Source organism: Paenibacillus sp. 1011MAR3C5 (genome assembly GCF_003591485.1).
Taxonomy (GTDB): Bacteria; Bacillota; Bacilli; order Paenibacillales; family Paenibacillaceae; genus Pristimantibacillus.
The window spans coordinates 125773-143552 of record NZ_QZCF01000008.1 but is presented as its reverse complement, the minus strand read 5'-3'; the positions used below and the strand labels follow the sequence as shown (position 1 = coordinate 143552).

General features: G+C 55.8%; 8 protein-coding genes. All 8 read left to right on the top strand.

Features of this window, described 5'->3' with window-relative positions; translation table 11 throughout:
• The first annotated feature begins 165 nt into the window (after positions 1-165).
• Entirely contained in the window at positions 166-801 is a 636-nt protein-coding gene (locus tag D3P07_RS21675) for a TetR/AcrR family transcriptional regulator (protein WP_397334614.1), read from the top strand.
• Positions 802-809: 8 nt separating this feature from the next.
• On the top strand, positions 810-1286 hold the full coding sequence (locus D3P07_RS21670; RefSeq protein ID WP_119802356.1) for a DUF4188 domain-containing protein: 477 nt from the start codon (positions 810-812) through the stop codon (positions 1284-1286).
• 266 nt (positions 1287-1552) lie between these two features.
• Positions 1553-2500 carry an NAD-dependent epimerase/dehydratase family protein gene (locus D3P07_RS21665; protein ID WP_182914452.1) on the top strand — a complete coding sequence of 316 codons (948 nt, stop codon included), beginning with the start codon at positions 1553-1555 and terminating at the stop codon, positions 2498-2500.
• A 20-nt stretch (positions 2501-2520) separates the two neighbouring features.
• A complete protein-coding gene (locus D3P07_RS21660; RefSeq protein WP_259391638.1) occupies positions 2521-8076 on the top strand; it encodes a type I polyketide synthase in 5556 nt (1851 codons plus the stop codon).
• Complete coding sequence (locus D3P07_RS21655) at positions 8073-14699, top strand: non-ribosomal peptide synthetase (RefSeq protein ID WP_119802354.1); 6627 nt, start codon at positions 8073-8075, stop codon at positions 14697-14699. The genes D3P07_RS21660 and D3P07_RS21655 overlap by 4 nt, the downstream gene beginning before the upstream one ends.
• 16 nt (positions 14700-14715) lie before the next feature.
• Positions 14716-15495 (top strand): thioesterase II family protein, encoded by a 780-nt coding sequence (locus D3P07_RS21650; protein ID WP_119802353.1) that lies wholly within the window; start codon positions 14716-14718, stop codon positions 15493-15495.
• Positions 15496-15688: 193 nt separating this feature from the next.
• Positions 15689-16849: a copper amine oxidase N-terminal domain-containing protein gene (locus D3P07_RS21645; protein ID WP_119802352.1), complete on the top strand. Its 1161-nt coding sequence runs from the start codon at positions 15689-15691 to the stop codon at positions 16847-16849.
• Positions 16850-16898: 49 nt separating this feature from the next.
• The gene (locus D3P07_RS21640) at positions 16899-17732 is read left to right on the top strand and encodes a hypothetical protein (RefSeq protein WP_119802351.1); all 834 of its coding nucleotides are present in this window, start codon (positions 16899-16901) and stop codon (positions 17730-17732) included.
• Positions 17733-17780: the final 48 nt, after the last annotated feature.

The window sequence follows — 17780 nt, the reverse complement described above, 5'->3', positions numbered from 1 at the left end:
ATCAGCAACCGGTCGTGTAAGGGCAAAGGAGCGATTGCGCCGCTGAGCGTTCTCTAGTGTTCGAATGACGGTAATCTTGTTAAAGTTTGGAATAAATGTTGACAATAATATTTATCGTAAGTAAAGTTATTGACATGAGTTAACGAAAAAATGAGGATGATGCTCGTGGTTATAGCGGATATTTCATTAAGGGAGATCAAGAAGGCTAGAGCCAAGATTGCTTTATATGAAGCTAGCCTGTCCTTAATGGAAGACAAAATGTTCCATGAAGTGATGCTGGAAGACATTTGTCGACAGGCCGAAGTGTCGCGTGTTACGTTTTTTAAGTTTTTTCCGAAGAAGGAAGATGTGCTCGTCTATTTCATGCGAGTGTGGCTGACGGAGCGGATTATCGAGATTGAGCAGGAGAAGAAGAAGGGCTTCGATGCCATCCGGCACTTGCTGTACAAGGTCGCCGACCAGACGAAGGCGACGCCGGGCATTCTGCCCAGTCTGATCTCGTTCCTGGCGGAGATGAGAATGCACCCTCGCTTGCAGGAGATGAGCGAAGCGGAGGTCCGGCTGCTCTTTCCCGATCATGAAGAGATAGGCAGCTCTACGCCCGATCTCTATAAGATCTTTCATACCAGCATGGAGCATGCCGAGAAGACGGGAACGCTGAAGGATGGGATATCGCTTGACCGTGCGGTCAAGGTGCTGTTCACGATCTTCTATGGCTCGTTCCTGACTGCACAGCAGTATGCTTCGACCGATATTATCGGGTTCTATGAGATTCATCTGCATCTTCTGGAGAAAGGGTAGGGAACCGGATGGCCGTCATATTCCCTGGAAGATATACGGCTGGGATGGAGGGCTCGTTCGTCGTATTCCATATCGGCGTGCGGATTAACCGGATATGGGCGGTGCATCGGTGGCTGCCGGTGACGCTCGCGATGAGCCCTATGCTGCAAGAGCTGTATACGAACAAGGAGCTGGGATTTCTTCATGCGAGCTTCCACTTCTCCTGGCGCGGTATCACGGTTATTCAGTACTGGCGATCATTCGAGCAGCTGGAGCATTATGCGAGACATGGGCAGAAGCATCTGAAGGCCTGGCGGAACTTCCACCGGAAGGTCGGGGCTGGCGGCAGCGTCGGCATCTACCATGAGACGTATGAGGTGCGCGCGGGCGGCTATGAGGCGATGTACAACAATATGCCCATACACGGGCTGGCCAAGGCCGGCAGTCATCAGCCGATTACGGCAAGCAAGGATTCGGCGACACAACGGCTTGGGAAAAAGTCGTAGACTGGCTCCAGAAGGATACGTTGTAGGACGCGTTTATGAGAAAGCATACCTCCGAATAAGCATAGCCCAAGCAAGCCGGCAGCGGTTCAAACCCGCTGCTGGCTTGTTTTTTTTGCTTCTTCGAGCACTTTTTAGTATGTACGTAAATAACTGAACACAATTAATAAAATTTACTTGACTAAAGATATTTACTGCGATTCTCAAAATGGTTATAATTAGCATCGTAGGTTGTAGACTCCATATTAGGAAGGGGAATGTGTGAGGAGATGGATGAACTTCATGTAGTCATTGGTACCGGGCCGCTCGGCATGGCGGTTATGGAGGAGTTGCAGTTTCAGGGCAAAAAGGTGCGCATGGTGAATCGCAGCGGACGTGCCAATGTACCTAAGTCGGTGCAGGTCGTGAAGGGGGATGCGACGATTTCGGTTGAAATTGCAGCGGCCTGCCGGGGAGCGTCCGTCATCTATCATTGCGCCAAGGCGCCCTATACGGCTTGGCCTGAGATGTTCCCGCCCATTATGGACGGTATTATCGAAGCGGCAGAGAACGAGAAGGCGATTATCGTCTATGCAGACAATTTATACATGTACGGCAGTGCGAGACGGGATCTGACGGAAGACCTTCCGAACAAAGCCGATGGACGCAAGGGCATTACACGGGCCCAAATGGCCAACAGGCTCTTGACTGCGCATCGCAGCGGCAAGGTGCGGGCAGCCATCGGCCGCGCTCCCGACTTTTTCGGGCCGGGCGTTCTGGATTCCGCCTTGGGAGAGCGGGTCTTCCGAGCCGCGCTAGAAGGCAAGCCAGCCGAAGTGCTGGGCAACATTGACGCTCCTCACACTTATATATACATTCGCGATTTTGCCAAGGGGCTGGTGAAGCTGGGTCAATCCCAGGCATCGCTTGGGCATATCTGGCATATCCCGGCGTCTGAGACGCTTACGACACGCCAGATCGTAACGATGATCTACAGCATGGCAGGCAGGGAACCGAGGTTCCGTGTCGCGCCAAAAGCATTCGTAGCACTGCTCTCTCTATTTAATGCGAATATGAGAGAGATCAAGGAAATGCTCTACTTGTTCGAGGATCCGTTTGTCGTGAACACGAGCAAATACGAGAAGATGTTCGGCAAGGACACGACGCCTCACGAGCAAGCCGTTGCCGAGACGATGGCCTGGTTCCAGAGCCTATCGGATCATAAAAAAATTTCATAGGAAACAAGAGGTGAGATCGGGTGAACAGACAGGAACAAGCCATGGGCATCAACGAATTGCAGCATGCGAAAGAACCGATTGCAATCATTGGCATGGGTTGTCGCTTCCCTGGAGGCGCGAGCAATCCCGAAGCTTTCTGGAACATCTTGCAGAGGGGCGTTGACGGCATTACAGATGTTCCTCAGGATCGTTGGAGCAGAGCGACATATTACGATCCGGACCGATCGAAACCAGGCAAGACGAATACGCAATGGGGAGGTTTTCTGGAGCAGATTGACCGTTTTGACGCGTCCTTCTTCGGAATATCTCCTCGCGAGGCATCGCTTATGGACCCGCAGCAGCGCCTGCTGCTGGAGGTCTGTTGGGAGGCGCTGGAGAACGGAGGACAGGTAGCCGAAAGGCTAAAGGGCTCCGATACCGGCGTCTTTATGGGCGGTTTTACGCTGGATTACAAGCTTCTGCAATTTTCAGAGAGCAATCGGCATCTGGTAGATTCGCATACGGCGACTGGCGCGATGATGACGCTGCTGGCGAATCGAATCTCATATCTATTCGACTTCCGCGGCCCTAGCATCTCGCTGGATACAGCTTGCTCTTCCTCCCTGGTAGCTGTCCATTTGGCTTGCCAAAGCCTGTGGAACGGAGAGAGCTCGCTTGCGCTTGCCGGCGGGGTTAATGTGATGCTGAAGCCGGATTACTTCATCGCCGAGTCGAAGGCGGGCATGCTGTCCCCGGATGGCCGCTCGAAGGCATTCGATTCCAGAGCGAATGGATATGTTCGCGGAGAGGGAGCCGGCATGGTCGTGTTGAAGACGCTGTCAAAGGCGATTCAGGAAGGCGATCCGATTCATGCGGTGATCAGGGGAACAGGTGTGAACCAGGACGGACACAGCTCCGGTATTACGGTTCCCCGCGGGGAAGCGCAGCGTGCGCTAATGGAGGACGTATACCGGAAAGCCGGCGTTCATCCGGCAGAGGTTCAGTATGTCGAAGCCCACGGCACAGGAACGCCGGTCGGCGATCCAATCGAGGCGAACGCGCTGGGTTCGTTCCTGTCCGAAGGCAGGGAGGAGGGCAAGCCTTGCTACATTGGCTCGGTGAAGACAAATATCGGTCATACCGAAGCGGCTGCCGGCATCGCGGGCTTGATCAAGGCAGTTCTCTGCCTAAAGCATCGTCAGATCCCGCCGCATCTGCATCTGATCGAAGCGAATGAGAACATCCGGTTCGATGAGCTGAAGCTGCAGGTTCCGCAGCAATTGACCGACTGGCCGCATGCGGACGGGCCTCGTCTTGCAGGGGTGAACTCATTCGGCTTCGGTGGCACGAACGCCCATGTCATCGTGCAAGAGGCGCCGGAGCTGGGCAGAGGCACCCAGTTGCAGAGCGGCGGCGATGAGGAACGGGATATGCTGCTGCCTCTGTCTGCTAGAAGCGAAGAAGCGCTGCGGACATTCGCCATGAGTATGAGAGCGAGGTCGGAGCGGCCAGCAGAGACGGCATCCCTGCACGATACCGGCTATATGCTGTCAAGGCGCCGCGATCATCATGGCGTCCGCATCGCAGCAGTTGCGGGGACGAAGAAGGAGTGGGCTGAGCTGCTTGAGGGGATCGCCCAGCGGGATGCGCTGCCGGAGCCGGCCGGACTGAATCGTGACGGAACGCCTGCGGCGCTGCCGCCGCTCGCCTTCGTCTTCACCGGCATGGGCCCGCAGTGGTGGGCAATGGGCCGCCAGCTGATCGGCGAGGAGCCCGTCTTCCGGGCGGCAATCGAGAAGTGCGACCGCCTGTTCACGGCGCATGCCGGCTGGTCGCTGCTGGATGCGATGATGGCGAAGGAGCCGGAATCGCGCATGGGCGAGACCGAGGTGGCTCAGCCGGCTAACTTTGCTCTTCAAATTGCGCTGGCTGAGCTGTGGCAATCATGGGGTATTGTACCGGAGGCGATTGTGGGCCATAGCGCCGGTGAAGTGGCGGCAGCCCATATCGCGGGTGCGATGTCGCTGGAGGAGGCTGTCCGGGTCATCTATCACCGCAGCCGCCTGCAGCAGAAGACGACGGGACAAGGCAAGATGGCAGCCGTCGGGCTTTCCTTGGAGGAGGCAGAGCGGAGGCTAGCCCGCACGGAGGGCGCGGTATCCATAGCCGCCATCAACAGTCCAAGTGCGGTGACGCTAGTCGGCGAGCCGGAGGCGCTGGGAACGCTGACGAACAAGCTGGAGTCGGAAGGCATCTTCTGCAAATACTTGCATGTCAGCGTACCGTACCACAGCCATTACATGGAGCCCCTGCAGGCGGACCTGATGAACGAGCTTCGCGGTCTGGAGCTGTCTCATACAGCTATTCCGCTATACAGCACGGCGACAGGCCATCGAATCGACGGCATGGAGCTCCATGCGGAGTATTGGTGGAAGAATGTACGGGAGCCGGTCTACTTTGCTTCCGCTGTACAGGATATGATACGGGATGGATACGGCCTATTCGTGGAAATCGGTCCGCATCCTGTCTTGTCGAGCTCGATCTCGGAATCGCTGATGAAGCTCGGAAGGACAGGCCATACCATTCCGTCCTTGAAGCGAGGAGCCGCTGAGCGGAGAACGGTGTTGGAGTCGCTGGGCATGCTGTACGAATTCGGTTATGAGATCCATTGGGATTCGCTGTACCCGGGCAAGAAGCCATTTATCCCTTATCCGTCTTATCCCTGGCAGCGTCAGCGCTACTGGCATGAATCCGCGTTATCCGAGCAGGACCGGATTGGAAGTGCTTCTCACCCGCTGCTCGGCCGCCGCTTGCCATCGCCATATCCGACATGGGAGGTGGAGCTGGATGTCCGCCGCCTGCCGTTCCTGGACGATCACCGCATTCAGAATGCGGTTGTATTCCCAGGTGCGGGCTATGTGGAGATGGGCCTCGCTGCGACGCGGGAGCTGTACGGCGAAGAAGCAGCCGTCCTGCATACCGAAGCTATTGCTTTCAAGAAAGCTCTCTTTATCGGGGAAGGAGATACGGTCAAGCTGCGCGTGACCCTCGATTCGAATGCTTCCCGATTCAGCATATTCAGCAGTCAGGGTGATACGGATTGGACTCTTCACGCGGAAGGCTGCGTCAGGCCGCATCATGGCCAGGCCAGCCGTACAGAGCTTGGCGAATTGCAAGCACGCTGCGGGACTGAGATTGCCCGTGATGTCTGCTACAACCATTTCATGACGATGGGACTTCAGTATGGACCGGCTTTTCAGGGAATCCGGCAATTATGGCAAGGCCGCAACGAGGCGCTGGCGAGAGTGGACGTTCCAGTGAATCTGGCATCGGAGCTGTCCGCCTACCGTATTCATCCGGCCGTGCTGGATGTTTGCTTCCAGGTTATGGCCGCTGCACTGCCCATCGATCCGAATGCTTCTTCCGTCTATATGCCGGTCGGGGTCAATCAGGGGCATGTCTATCGCGAGCTGTCGGATGCGATGTGGATTCATGCCACAATCTCGGAGCAGGATGCTTCCGGCCTGCTTGGCGATATCCGACTGATGGATACGGAGGGCAATCTCATTCTGGATATTCAAGGCTGTCGCGCCGTCTCGCTGCGGGATGAATCGGCTGCTCTGAATAAGCCGCAGCAGCTGTATGAGATGAACTGGGTGCAGCAGGAACGGCTTCCTGCCGCAGCAACAGAGGATCAAAATGTGACAGGCCGCTGGCTGCTCTTCATGGACCGGCATGGCGAGGGCGATAAGCTGGCTGGCGAGCTTGCCGATCAGGGCGCGGCCTGTATTCAGATTTACCCGGAGCGCGTATATCGCGCAGATGAGACTCTTGGACATTATGGCGTTAACCCGGCATCTCCTGATGACTTTGTTCGTCTTCTGGAAGCCGTATGCTCAGGTGAAGACGCGGATATTCGCGGCGTCATCCATCTATGGAGTCTGAATGCAGCGCATACGGAGGAAGCAGGTCAAGCGGAATGGAAGGAAGCGGAGCAGGAAGGCGTCATTGCGGTCATGCATCTGGTGCAGGCCATTACCGGGCGCAGCTGGAGAAGAAAGCCGAAGCTGTGGCTGGTGACGAGCGACAGCCAGCCTGTCCAGCCTGGCTTCCGCGGGCTTGCGCTTCATCAGTCGATGCTGTGGGGCCTTGCGAGAACGCTCGGACATCAGGAGCACAAGGATATATGGGGCGGTATCATCGATACGGAGAATCGCAGCATAAACGGGTTGTTGGAGGAAATTCGGCGCTCAGACGGCGAGGATCAGGTGGCCTTCCGGAGCGGCGGGCGCTATGTAGCCCGGCTTGAGGCCTGCGCTCCAATGGCGAGAATTCCGGCGAAGCTGCGGCCTGACGGCAGCTATCTCATTACGGGCGGCTTCGGCGGCTTAGGCCAGCTCGTCGCGAGGTGGATGGTAGAGCGCGGGGCGCGCAGGCTCATTCTGGTCGGTCGCGAGAAGCTGCCTCCGCGTGCATTCTGGAAAGATGCGGAGCGAGACAATCCGTCAGTGGCAAGTCGAATTGCCGCAGTGCGCGCTCTGGAAGCGATGGGAGCTTCGGTGCACGTCGCTGGTCTTGATGTCGCGGATGCCGACCAGCTTGCCGAGTTCATGCGCACGTATGAGCAGGAGGGATGGCCAGCTGTCCGGGGCATTATTCATGCGGCAGGCGTGGCAAAGCCGCAGCTGCTCGTTCAGATGACGAAAGGGCAGTTCAGCGACGTGCTTCAGCCGAAGGTAGCGGGAGCATGGAACCTGCATCGCCAATACGCGGACGCGCCACTCGACTTCTTTGTCCTGTTCTCGTCCCTGGCTTCGGTAGTTGTATCGCCAGGGCAAGCGAATTATTCGGCGGGCAACGCCTTTCTCGATGCACTTGCGCATCATCGCCGGTCGCTCGGATTGCCGGGGCTCAGCATCAATTGGGGGCCATGGGGCGAGATCGGCATGGCTACACAGCTCGATCTGGTCGAGTTCTTCGGCAATCGGGGCTTCTACCCGATGAGCAATGCGCATGGGCTGGAAGCGATGGAGCATTTGCTCGGCCAACGGCTCGCACAGGCGACGGTGCTGGCAGCAGACTGGCCGGTCGTTGCGGAGAAGAATTTCCCGATGGGCATTGCACCGATCATGCTGGAGCGCCTGTCGGCGCAGACCGAGGAGGACAGGAAGGCAACCGGGCAAGGGGATGGGCATGCCGGCATAAGGAGCCAGCTGGGAGCAGCCGTTGACGCCGAAGAGCGGCATCGCTTGCTTGAGCACTATTTGCTGGACGTCGTATCGGGCATTCTGCGCATTAACCGCTCGCAACTATTGCCGGAGCAGCCGCTTAGCGTATGGGGGCTTGATTCGATGATGGCGATCGAGATGAAGAATCGGATCGAGACGAATCTGGGGATGAGCGTCGCCGTCGTGGAATTGCTGAAGGGCTCGAGCGTCTCACAGCTGACGGTCACGTTATTGTCGCAGCTTGCGGTCGATAGCAAGGAGTTGGATGCAGACTTGAAGGAGCTGCTATCGGAAGCAGATTCCCTCTCATTGGAAGAGGTCGAAGCCCTGCTTCAAGAAGTAGCTGCCGGCGGGGGGCTTAAGGAATGAGTGAGAAGCTGACGGACAAGCTGGCAGCATTGTCGCCGGAGAAGCGGCTGCAATTGCTGGAAGCGATTAAGAAAAAGAAAGCCGAAGATGCGGTGTCGGAGCCGTCTCCGGCCAAGTCTCGGACGGGAGAGCCTATTCCGCTCTCCTTCACGCAGCAGCGCTTATGGTTCTTGCAGGAACTAGATCCGCATAGCCCGTTCTATAATATTCCCTCAGCCTTCCGCCTATTCGGCGAATGGGACCAGGAGCTGATGTCGGAGAGCCTGCATGAGATGGCCCGCAGGCATGAAGTGCTTCGTACGACATTTCGTATGGGCGATGAAGGCAGGCCGGTGCAGCTTGTGGCCGCTTCTCCTAAGGTGATGCTGCGCTCCATTGACCTTCGAGCATGGCCGGAGGATGTGCGGTTCGCGGAAGCGGAGCGGATCGTGAATGACGATGTGCAGCGGCCCTGCGATCTGCGGCTCGGACCGCTCTGGTGGGCGACGCTCATTCGGCTGGAGGATCAGGAGTACCAGCTTATTCTCACAATGCATCATATCGTATTCGACGGCTGGTCGCTTGGCGTGTTCATCCGGGAGCTGTCCTCGATCTATGATGCGCTATCATCAGGAGGGAACCTATCGGCACTTCCTCAGCCGATGACTCAATATGCGGATTATGTCTTTGCCCAGCGCGAGAGGGCTAGCCAAGAGCTGCAGAGCCGCCAGCTTGCATATTGGAGAAGGCATCTGGCAGGCGAGCTTCCCGTTCTGGAGCTGCCGGCGGACCGGCCTCGCCCGCCAGTGCAGACCTTCCGCGGGGCGATGCACACGCTTGTGCTGCCGCGAGAGCTGTACGATGCGCTGAAGACCTATAGCCGGAAGCATGAAGCTACGCTGTTTATGACCTTGCTGTCGCTATTCAAGGTGCTGCTCTATCGTTATACGGGTGTGTCGGATATTATCGTCGGTTTTCCGATCTCCGGGCGCCATCTGCCGGGCACCGAGCATGCAATTGGCGTATTCGTCAATACGCTGCCGCTGCGAACGGGTGTGTCCGGTCTGCAGACATTTGCGGAGCTGCTGGGCGAGTTGCGCAGGACAGCCTTGAATGCCTACGAGAATCAGGATGTTCCCTTCGATCGGCTGGTCGAGACCATTAAGCCGGAGAGAAACTTAAGCCATAATCCATTATTCCAAGTGTTGTTCACTTATCAGAACGCGCTTCCTCCTATTCGGACGGGGGATCGTTCCATTACATATGAAGCTATTGACGGCGGTACGTCCAAATTTGATTTGTCCCTCGATATCTTCGAAGGTCCGGATGGCCCCACTTGTATATTCGAGTATAATACGGACCTGTATGACCGCGATCGTATTGTCCGCATGGCCGAGCACTTCCAGGTGCTTGCGGAGGCGGTCGCGGGAGATGAGTCCTGCCGAATTGCCGAATTGCCGCTGCTTGGGACGGCGGAGCGGGAGCGGATGCTTGTTGACTGGAATCGCACCTCCAAGCCGTACGAGCGTGTGGCGGCGATTCATCAGTTGTTCGAGCGGCAAGCTGCGAGGATTCCTAACGGAACAGCCGTAGTTATGGACGGAGAGTCGCTTACCTACCGGGAACTGGACGAGCGGGCGGACCATATTGCGCTCAAGCTTCAGGGAATGGGTGTCGTCTCGGGAACGCGCGTCGGCATATGCGTAGAACGATCCCTGGACATGATTGCAGGCGTGCTGGCGATTCTAAAGGCTGGCGGGGCTTACGTGCCAGTTGATCCGGACTATCCGGCGGAACGAATCGCGTATATGGTGGAGGATGCCGGGTTGTCGGTTATGCTGACGCAGCATGCTCTTGCGGACAGGTTCACAGGGGGCGGCCTTGCCACGCTTCTGCTTGATGCCGGAGAAGCGGAGACCCTGGGTGCGGAGACACTGCACCAGCCGGTGATCATGGAAGAGGACTTGGCCTATCTCGTATACACATCAGGAACGACAGGCCAGCCGAAGGGGACGATGGTGAGTCATGCTAGTCTCGTCAATGCTTATTTCGGATGGGAGGACATATACCGCTTGCGGGATGTGAAAGCTCACTTGCAGCTGGCGAGCTTCTCCTTCGACGTCTTCACAGGAGATTGGGTCAGGGCGCTGTGCTCCGGCGCCAAGCTTGTGCTGCTGAAGAAGGATACGATGCTGGATGCGCCCCGCTTATATGAACTGATGAAGAAGGAGCGGATCGATGCCGCCGAATTTGTCCCGGCGGTATTCCGGAATTTGATCCGTTACCTGGAGGCTGCGGGGCAAAAGCTCGATTTCATGCGCGTACTGTGCATCGGCTCGGACCGCTGGTACATTCATGAATACAAGCATTTCAGACGATTCTGCGGCCCTGATACGCGCCTGATTAATTCGTATGGGCTCACAGAAGCAACGATTGATAGTACATACTTCGAGGGCGATGTCGCGGGGATGTCGCCGAATCAGCTCATTCCGATCGGAAAGCCATTTCCGAACCAGCAGGCTTATGTGCTGGATGCCAGTCAGCAGCCTGTTCCCGTCGGCGTGCCGGGAGAGCTTTATATTGGAGGGCGCGGGCTTGCGCTCGGCTACTGGAATCGTCCGGCTCTGACAGCTGGACGATTCATCCCGCATCCAATTATTGGGCATGAGGGAACGCTAGTCTACCGGACGGGAGACCGGGCCAGGTACTTGCCGGATGGCCATATCGAGCTGCTGGACCGTATGGATAATCAGGTGAAGCTGCGCGGCTACCGTATTGAACTGGGTGAGATCGAGACGGCGCTGAATCGCGATCCATCCGTAAGGGAGTGTGTCGTTCAGGTATGGGAGGACCGGTTGCTGGCGGCATGGATCGTGCCCGAAGCGGGGATGTCAGTCAATACGGACAGGCTTCGCAGCGCCGTTAAGCTAAGCTTGCCCGACTACATGGTCCCGGCCTCCTTCGTCGTAATGGAAGAGCTTCCGCTGACCGCCAACGGAAAGGTCGATCGCGGCGCTTTGCCTGCTCCGACCTTGCAGTCGGAAGACGACGGCTCCTACGCTGCGCCTCGCACGTTGATCGAGGAGAAGCTGGCCGGCATATGGGCGGAGCTGTTCCAGGTCAGACGAATGGGCATCCACTCCGATTTCTTCGTCAATGGAGGTCATTCCCTCCTTGCCATTCAGTTGATTGCTTCGATCCGCGAGTCGTTCCAGGTAGACCTAACGCTGCAGGTGCTGTTCCAGGCGCCTACGATAGCAGAGCTAGCTGTTATCATCGCGGAGAAGAGCGGGCAGCAGCAGCGTCATGAGGAAGCGGTGCAGGCTTTGCCGGAGCTTCGGAAGGATCCCGAGGGAAGGCATAAGCGGTTCCCGCTGACAGAGGTGCAGCAAGCCTACTGGATCGGACGCAACGAAGCATTCGAGATGGGGAATGTATCGACGCACAGCTATGATGAGCTGGAGGTTGAGCATATCGACCCCGCCCGATTCCAGCTTGCCTGGAACCGCCTGGTGCAGCGGCATGATATGCTCCGCGCCATCGTGACGGAAGACGGCATGCAGCAGGTGCTGGAGCATGTGCCCGAATACGAAATTGCCGTACTCGATTTGCGGGGTCGTCCGGTCGATGACACGGAATCCGCGCTAGCAGCACTGAGGGAGAGTATGTCTCATCAAATGCTGGAGACGGACAGATGGCCTGTCTTCGACCTGCGCCTGACCCTGCTTGACCAAGGCCGGGCCCGCATCCATCTCAGCTCGGATGCGCTTGTATTCGATGCCTGGAGCTATGTCATTTTGCTTAAGGAGCTCTCCGAGCTTCATCAAGATTCAGATGCCGAGCTGCCCGAGCTGGAGCTGACATTCCGTGACTACGTGCATGCGGAAGCCCGGATGAAGGAGACGGACGCCTACAAGCGGTCGCTTGCATATTGGAAGGAACGTATCCCATCCTTGCCTCCGGCCCCTGAGCTTCCGATGGCGAAGAGTCCAGGCTCGCTCAAGAACCCGTACTTCTCCCGGCTGCATAACCGGCTGGATGCGGATGTCTGGAGTCGTCTGAAATCCAAGGCTACGCGCATGGGATTGACCGCGTCCGGAGTGCTGTTGTCGGCTTACGCCGAAGTGCTGGCTGCCTGGAGCAAGAATCGGAGCTTCTGCTTGAATCTGACCTTCCTGAACCGGCTGCAGATTCATCCGCAGGTCCATGATATCGTAGGCGAATTCACTTCTCTGACGCTGCTGGAAATCAATCATACGGACGGAATCAACTTCGTCGACCGGGCGGGAAGGACGCAGCAGAAGCTGTGGCATGATCTGGAGCATCATCATGTGAGCGGTGTACATGTGCTGCGTGAGCTAAGCCGGGCGCAAGGAGGACTGACCCGTGCGTTGATGCCGGTCGTCTTCACGAGTGCGCTAACGCTGCCTATTCCGGACCGCCAGAGCAGCGGATTCGATCTGAAGCCGTTCTACAGCATTACCCAGACTTCCCAGGTGTGGCTGGATTGCGGCGTATGGGAAGATGAGAAGGTGCTGTATTGCAATTGGGATGTCGTCCGGGAGCTGTTCCCGGAGGGGATGCTGGAGGACATGTTCGCCGCTTACTTCGGATTGCTGAATCGTCTGGCGAACGAGGATGATATTTGGCATGAGGGATGGGTTATACGAACTCAAGGTCAAGATTCCGCAGGCATAGCCCAAGAGGGGGCAGTGGCCGGATCGGCAATCGCTGCTATCGCCCAAGCTCCTGTGGACGCGGTGGAGTCTATCGATTCTCCTAACGTTCCAGAAGGTCTGTCCGATCGCGAAGGACCCTCGAATCCGACTATCGATGCTTCAAGCTGCAGAGCACCGGCGCTGCTGCATGAGCTGTTCTATGAGCAAGTCAAGCTTGATCCTAAGCAAGCGGCGATCGCGACCTCTCAATTCGAGATCACCTACGGTGAGCTGAACCGTATGACCAATCGGTACGCGCGCCAGCTGCGTAAGGAAGGGGCGGCTCCTAACCGGCTCGTAGCCGTGGTGATGGAGAAGGGCTGGGAGCAGGCGGCGGCTGTGCTCGCCGTGCTGAAGTCGGGGGCAGCCTACTTGCCGATTGATCCCGATATGCCGCAGGAACGTATACAATATTTGCTTCAGCAGGGACGAGTTCATATCGTACTGACCCAGTCTTGGCTGGAGGCGAAGCTGCATGGGCTTGGCGAGGAAATGACTCTTTTGGCTGTGGAGTACGATGGACTAGCCCGGCTTCAGGATGGGCCGCTGGATTCGGTACAGCAACCTGAGGATCTGGCTTACGTCATCTATACATCAGGCTCAACCGGCAAGCCGAAAGGTGTCATGATCGATCACCTTGGCGCGCTGAATACCGTGCTGGACATAAACGAGCGGTTCAGCGTATCCAGCTCTGATAAGGTGTTCGCCCTGTCTGCGCTGAGCTTCGACCTCTCCGTCTACGACTTGTTCGGGACGCTGGCAGCTGGAGGGACAATCGTCATTCCAGACTCGGATCACCGCAAGGACCCGGCGCACTGGCTCTATATGATGCGCAAGGAACGGGTGACGATCTGGAATTCAGTGCCGGCCTTAATGAATATGCTGGTCGAATTTGCTTCCGGACAGCGTGAGAGACTGAACAAGTCGCTGCGTCTCGTACTGATGAGCGGGGATTGGATACCGCTGGCCTTGCCGGATGCGATTCGGGCCTTATGCGAGGATGTGGAATTGATCAGCCTGGGCGGAGCGACGGAAGCTTCGATCTGGTCGATCCTGTATCCGATCGGCCATGTAGATCCAGCCTGGTCCAGCATTCCGTATGGCAAAGCGATGCGCAATCAGGGCATGCATGTGTTAAATGATGCAATGGAGCCTTGCCCGATGTGGGTGCCCGGACAGCTGTATATTAGCGGAATCGGCTTGGCCCAGGGCTATTACCGGGACGAGGAGAAGACGCTGGCCAGCTTCGTGGTGCATCCGCGAACCGGAGAGAGGCTCTACCGGACCGGTGATCTGGGCAGATGGCTGCCGGACGGCAACATTGAATTTATGGGAAGGGAAGACTTCCAGGTCAAAATCCAGGGCTACCGCATAGAGCTCGGCGAGATTGAGACGGCTCTTGTGCAGCATCCGCAAGTTCGGGAGGCGGTTGCGGCCGTAGCGGGAGCGGGCGGCCAGCAGAAGCTGGCAGCTTATCTGGTGCTTCATCAGGAAGGAGTGGCGGATCAAGAGGGAATTCGCGGCTATCTGGCGAATAAACTACCAGACTATATGATTCCGTCCTACTTTATGGTGCTGGATGCACTCCCGCTTACAGCGAATGGCAAGATAAACCGCAAGGAGCTGCCAAGCGTGGAGTTCGCAGAGATTGCCTGTTCGGTTGAAGCCGTTCCTCCTCGTACGGAGACCGAGGCCCGAATCGCTTCAATCTGGCTGGAGCTGCTGAACCTGGAGTCCGTGAGCGTCTTCGACAACTTCTTCGAGCTGGGAGGAGATTCCTTGCTTGCTGTCAGGTTAATGGTCAGGCTCCAAGCTGATACCGGTTGTCCGCAGCCGCTTCGGGTGTTGTTCGAGCAGCCGACCATCGCGGGGCTTGCGGCGCGCATGAAGGCATGGGACGAACAGCCTGTCGCATCCCTTTCATGATTGGAGAGAACCTGTTATGAATCTACAAAGAACCGACAGCCCATGGCTGCATATTCCGAAGCCGAATCCGGGCGCCCGCCTGCGCCTGGTCTGCTTTCCCTACGCGGGAGGCAGCGCAACGATCTACAGGGAATGGCCCGCAGCATTATCTCCGGAGATCGAGGTTGTCGCGATTCAGCTGCCGGGGCGCGGCAATCGATTCATGGATAAGCCGGTCGGCGACTTGGACGCGATTATTAAACCGATGCTGGCTACGTTGACCCCTTACTTGGAGGATAAGCCATTCGTCTTGTTCGGCCATAGCATGGGGGCAATGCTCGCCTACGAATCGGCGAAGCGGCTGGAGTCTGCGCTGCCCGGCAGGCTCAAGCATTTGTTCGCCTCCGCCTTCCGATCCGTTCAGCTGCCGCGAACGGATCATGGACGTTATCTGCTATCCAACGCCGAGCTGAAAGAGGAGCTCAGGAAACTGAATGGTACGCCGGAAGCATTGCTGCAAAATGACGAGCTGATGGAGCTCTATCTGCCGACGATCCGCGCCGACATGCAGCTCTGCGATACGTATTCCTATGAAGCAAGTTCTCCGCTTGGTTGCGGCTTGACCGTATTCGGCGGAGTCTCCGATTCCGATATTCCGCAGGAGGATCTGCAAGCGTGGGAGTCGCAGGCAGGGGAGGCCTTCGAGCTTCATATGCTGCCAGGCGACCATTTCTTCATCCATAGCGAAAGCCGACAGCTTCTACAGCTGCTGGCCCGCAAACTGGAACACATTCTCCATTTGCATACAACCGTCTAATACGCTGAACCCGGTATCTGTCGGATACCGGGTTTTGTTTGCATTTCACCATTTGCTAGATGCAGCGATAGAAACGCTGTAGCTGTTCCGACGGGAAGCGATCGGAATTGAAGAAACAACTCCAAAAAAGGAAACCTTTTACTGGATTTGGACGTCTTATTAGAGGGATTATCTTTGACCATTGGAGGAATAAATGATGAAATCAAGCAAATGGGTAACCGCGCTTTTGCTGTCAGCAGTTTTATTGGCAGCAGGCGCTTATACATGGCCTGGGGCGGCAAGCGCGGCAGCGAAGCCGATCAAGGTCACCCAAAATAACTGGGAGCCGATCCAATTCCAGAATCCGCCGATTCTGCAAAATGGAACGACACAATTGCCTTTAAGGGAAGTTGGTACTTTGCTGAACAGCAAGACGACCTGGATTCCGGAGGGCAAGCGTATTGTCATAACGAATCCGCAAACGCGCATCGAGCTGACGCTAGGCAGCAAGCAAGCGAAGGTTAACGGCAAAAACGTTGCGATGCGGACCGTCCCAACCAACAAAAACGGCGTCGTCTACGTCCCGGTCCGATTCATCAGCGAAGCGTTCGGCGCGTTGGTCACCTGGATTGACAAGGAGCGCCGTGTAAATATTGATGTGGAAGCCAAGTATCTATATGTCAGCCAAGGGGCAACCAGCTATTGGTTGGAAAAGACAAACGGCAAGCTCTATAGCGCGAGCAATGCGGATGCTATCAAGCTGGTTGCGAATACGAAGGCTGAGGTGCTCGGCTATTCGGAATTTACAGTTGATCCGCTATCGACTAATGTTCATGTTTTGCAGGTCTATGACAATTACGGCGAACCAGGCATACATAATACCTTTTTTAAAATGGTACTTTCAAATCAAAAGCTCGTCTTGGAGTCGAAGGCATACACAGCTGGACATCCAATGCGCAATATAGCCAGGTCGGCAGGCAATCATGCGCTTTTGATGAATGGGGCTATCCTCTATGAGGTTAGTCTTGATGGCAAATGGATAAGCGAGTACGATCTAAAGGCTATTATGGGCTACAAGGATGACCATTTCCAAGTAGAGTGGTTCGACGATAATTATATGGTTGTTCGTCCGGAGCGGACGGGATGGCTGACGCTCGTTAATCGGAAGACGGAGGAGACGACGCTGCTGGCTGAAGCGGTGCTGGATGAGGAAACTTGGAAAATCTATCAGTCCCTTGATCAATTAAATACAGAGTTCCATCAATGGGACGGGTTGAAAGTGATAGAGATTAAAGATAACAAGCTGATTCTTGAGCATTATCTGTTCATCGGCGGTAAAACAACGGAATACGTCTTCAATCTGGCTAGCAAATAAGAGAGAAGTTCTATATAGAGATCAAATGTGAGAAGGATGGGAATTGAAAATGAAAAATAGCAATTTTGGTTCTTACGCTGTGCCGCCTACCCTGCAGAAGCTCATTCGGTTAAAGGAAGAATGGGGCGGGCATGATCCATTTTATACGGGACTGAATTTTTATTTGGAGCTAAGTTCATTCCGCTATTTTAATACGCCATGTGACGTCGTGGTATTCGGCAATAATGGGGGAGACGGTATTCATTACGGTTTTCTGACGGACTTCGGAACGGTGGATCATTTGGAGCATGCTCCGGTTGTATGCGTCAGCCCGATGGATTTTGACCGGCCTACGAAGATAATAGCAAACGACATTAAAGAGTTTTTGAGTCTATTGTTGACGGACGAGGAGCTGTTCTACAATGTGTTCGCGACGGAAGAGGATTACCGAGCTGCCAAGCAACGCTGGAAAGAGGAAGCGGCAGTTTCGCCTTATGGGCCAACTGAGGAGGAGCAGCAGCAGAGAGAGGATATTAGAAGAACGTTGAGGGAGCGTGTTTCCTTGCCGCATGTCGAGAATCCGTACCGGCATTTAGAGCTTCTGGCACGGCAACGTCAAGAGCGGATTGCCGCTGGGACACAAGACTTGCTCGGCGTTGTCAGCAGCTTGGCGGAAGATGAGGTTCATGTTCCGTATTACGTACATAAGGATGAGCGTCTCGATATTGAAGAACTGAAGGTGTATATGGTTTCAGCTCCCGCTATTTCTAAAAAAGCACTCATTCGGGATATCCAAATGAACTTCATCTTGCGAGATGAGGACGAACTTTGCAAAATCGTTATACAAGCTTTGACGTCATTAGATTTGATAGATGAAGTGAAGCGAATTGCCGAAGGCGAATAAGCTAGACATGGTCTTAACGAGTCGGCAGTGATGAGTAAAAGCTGCAAA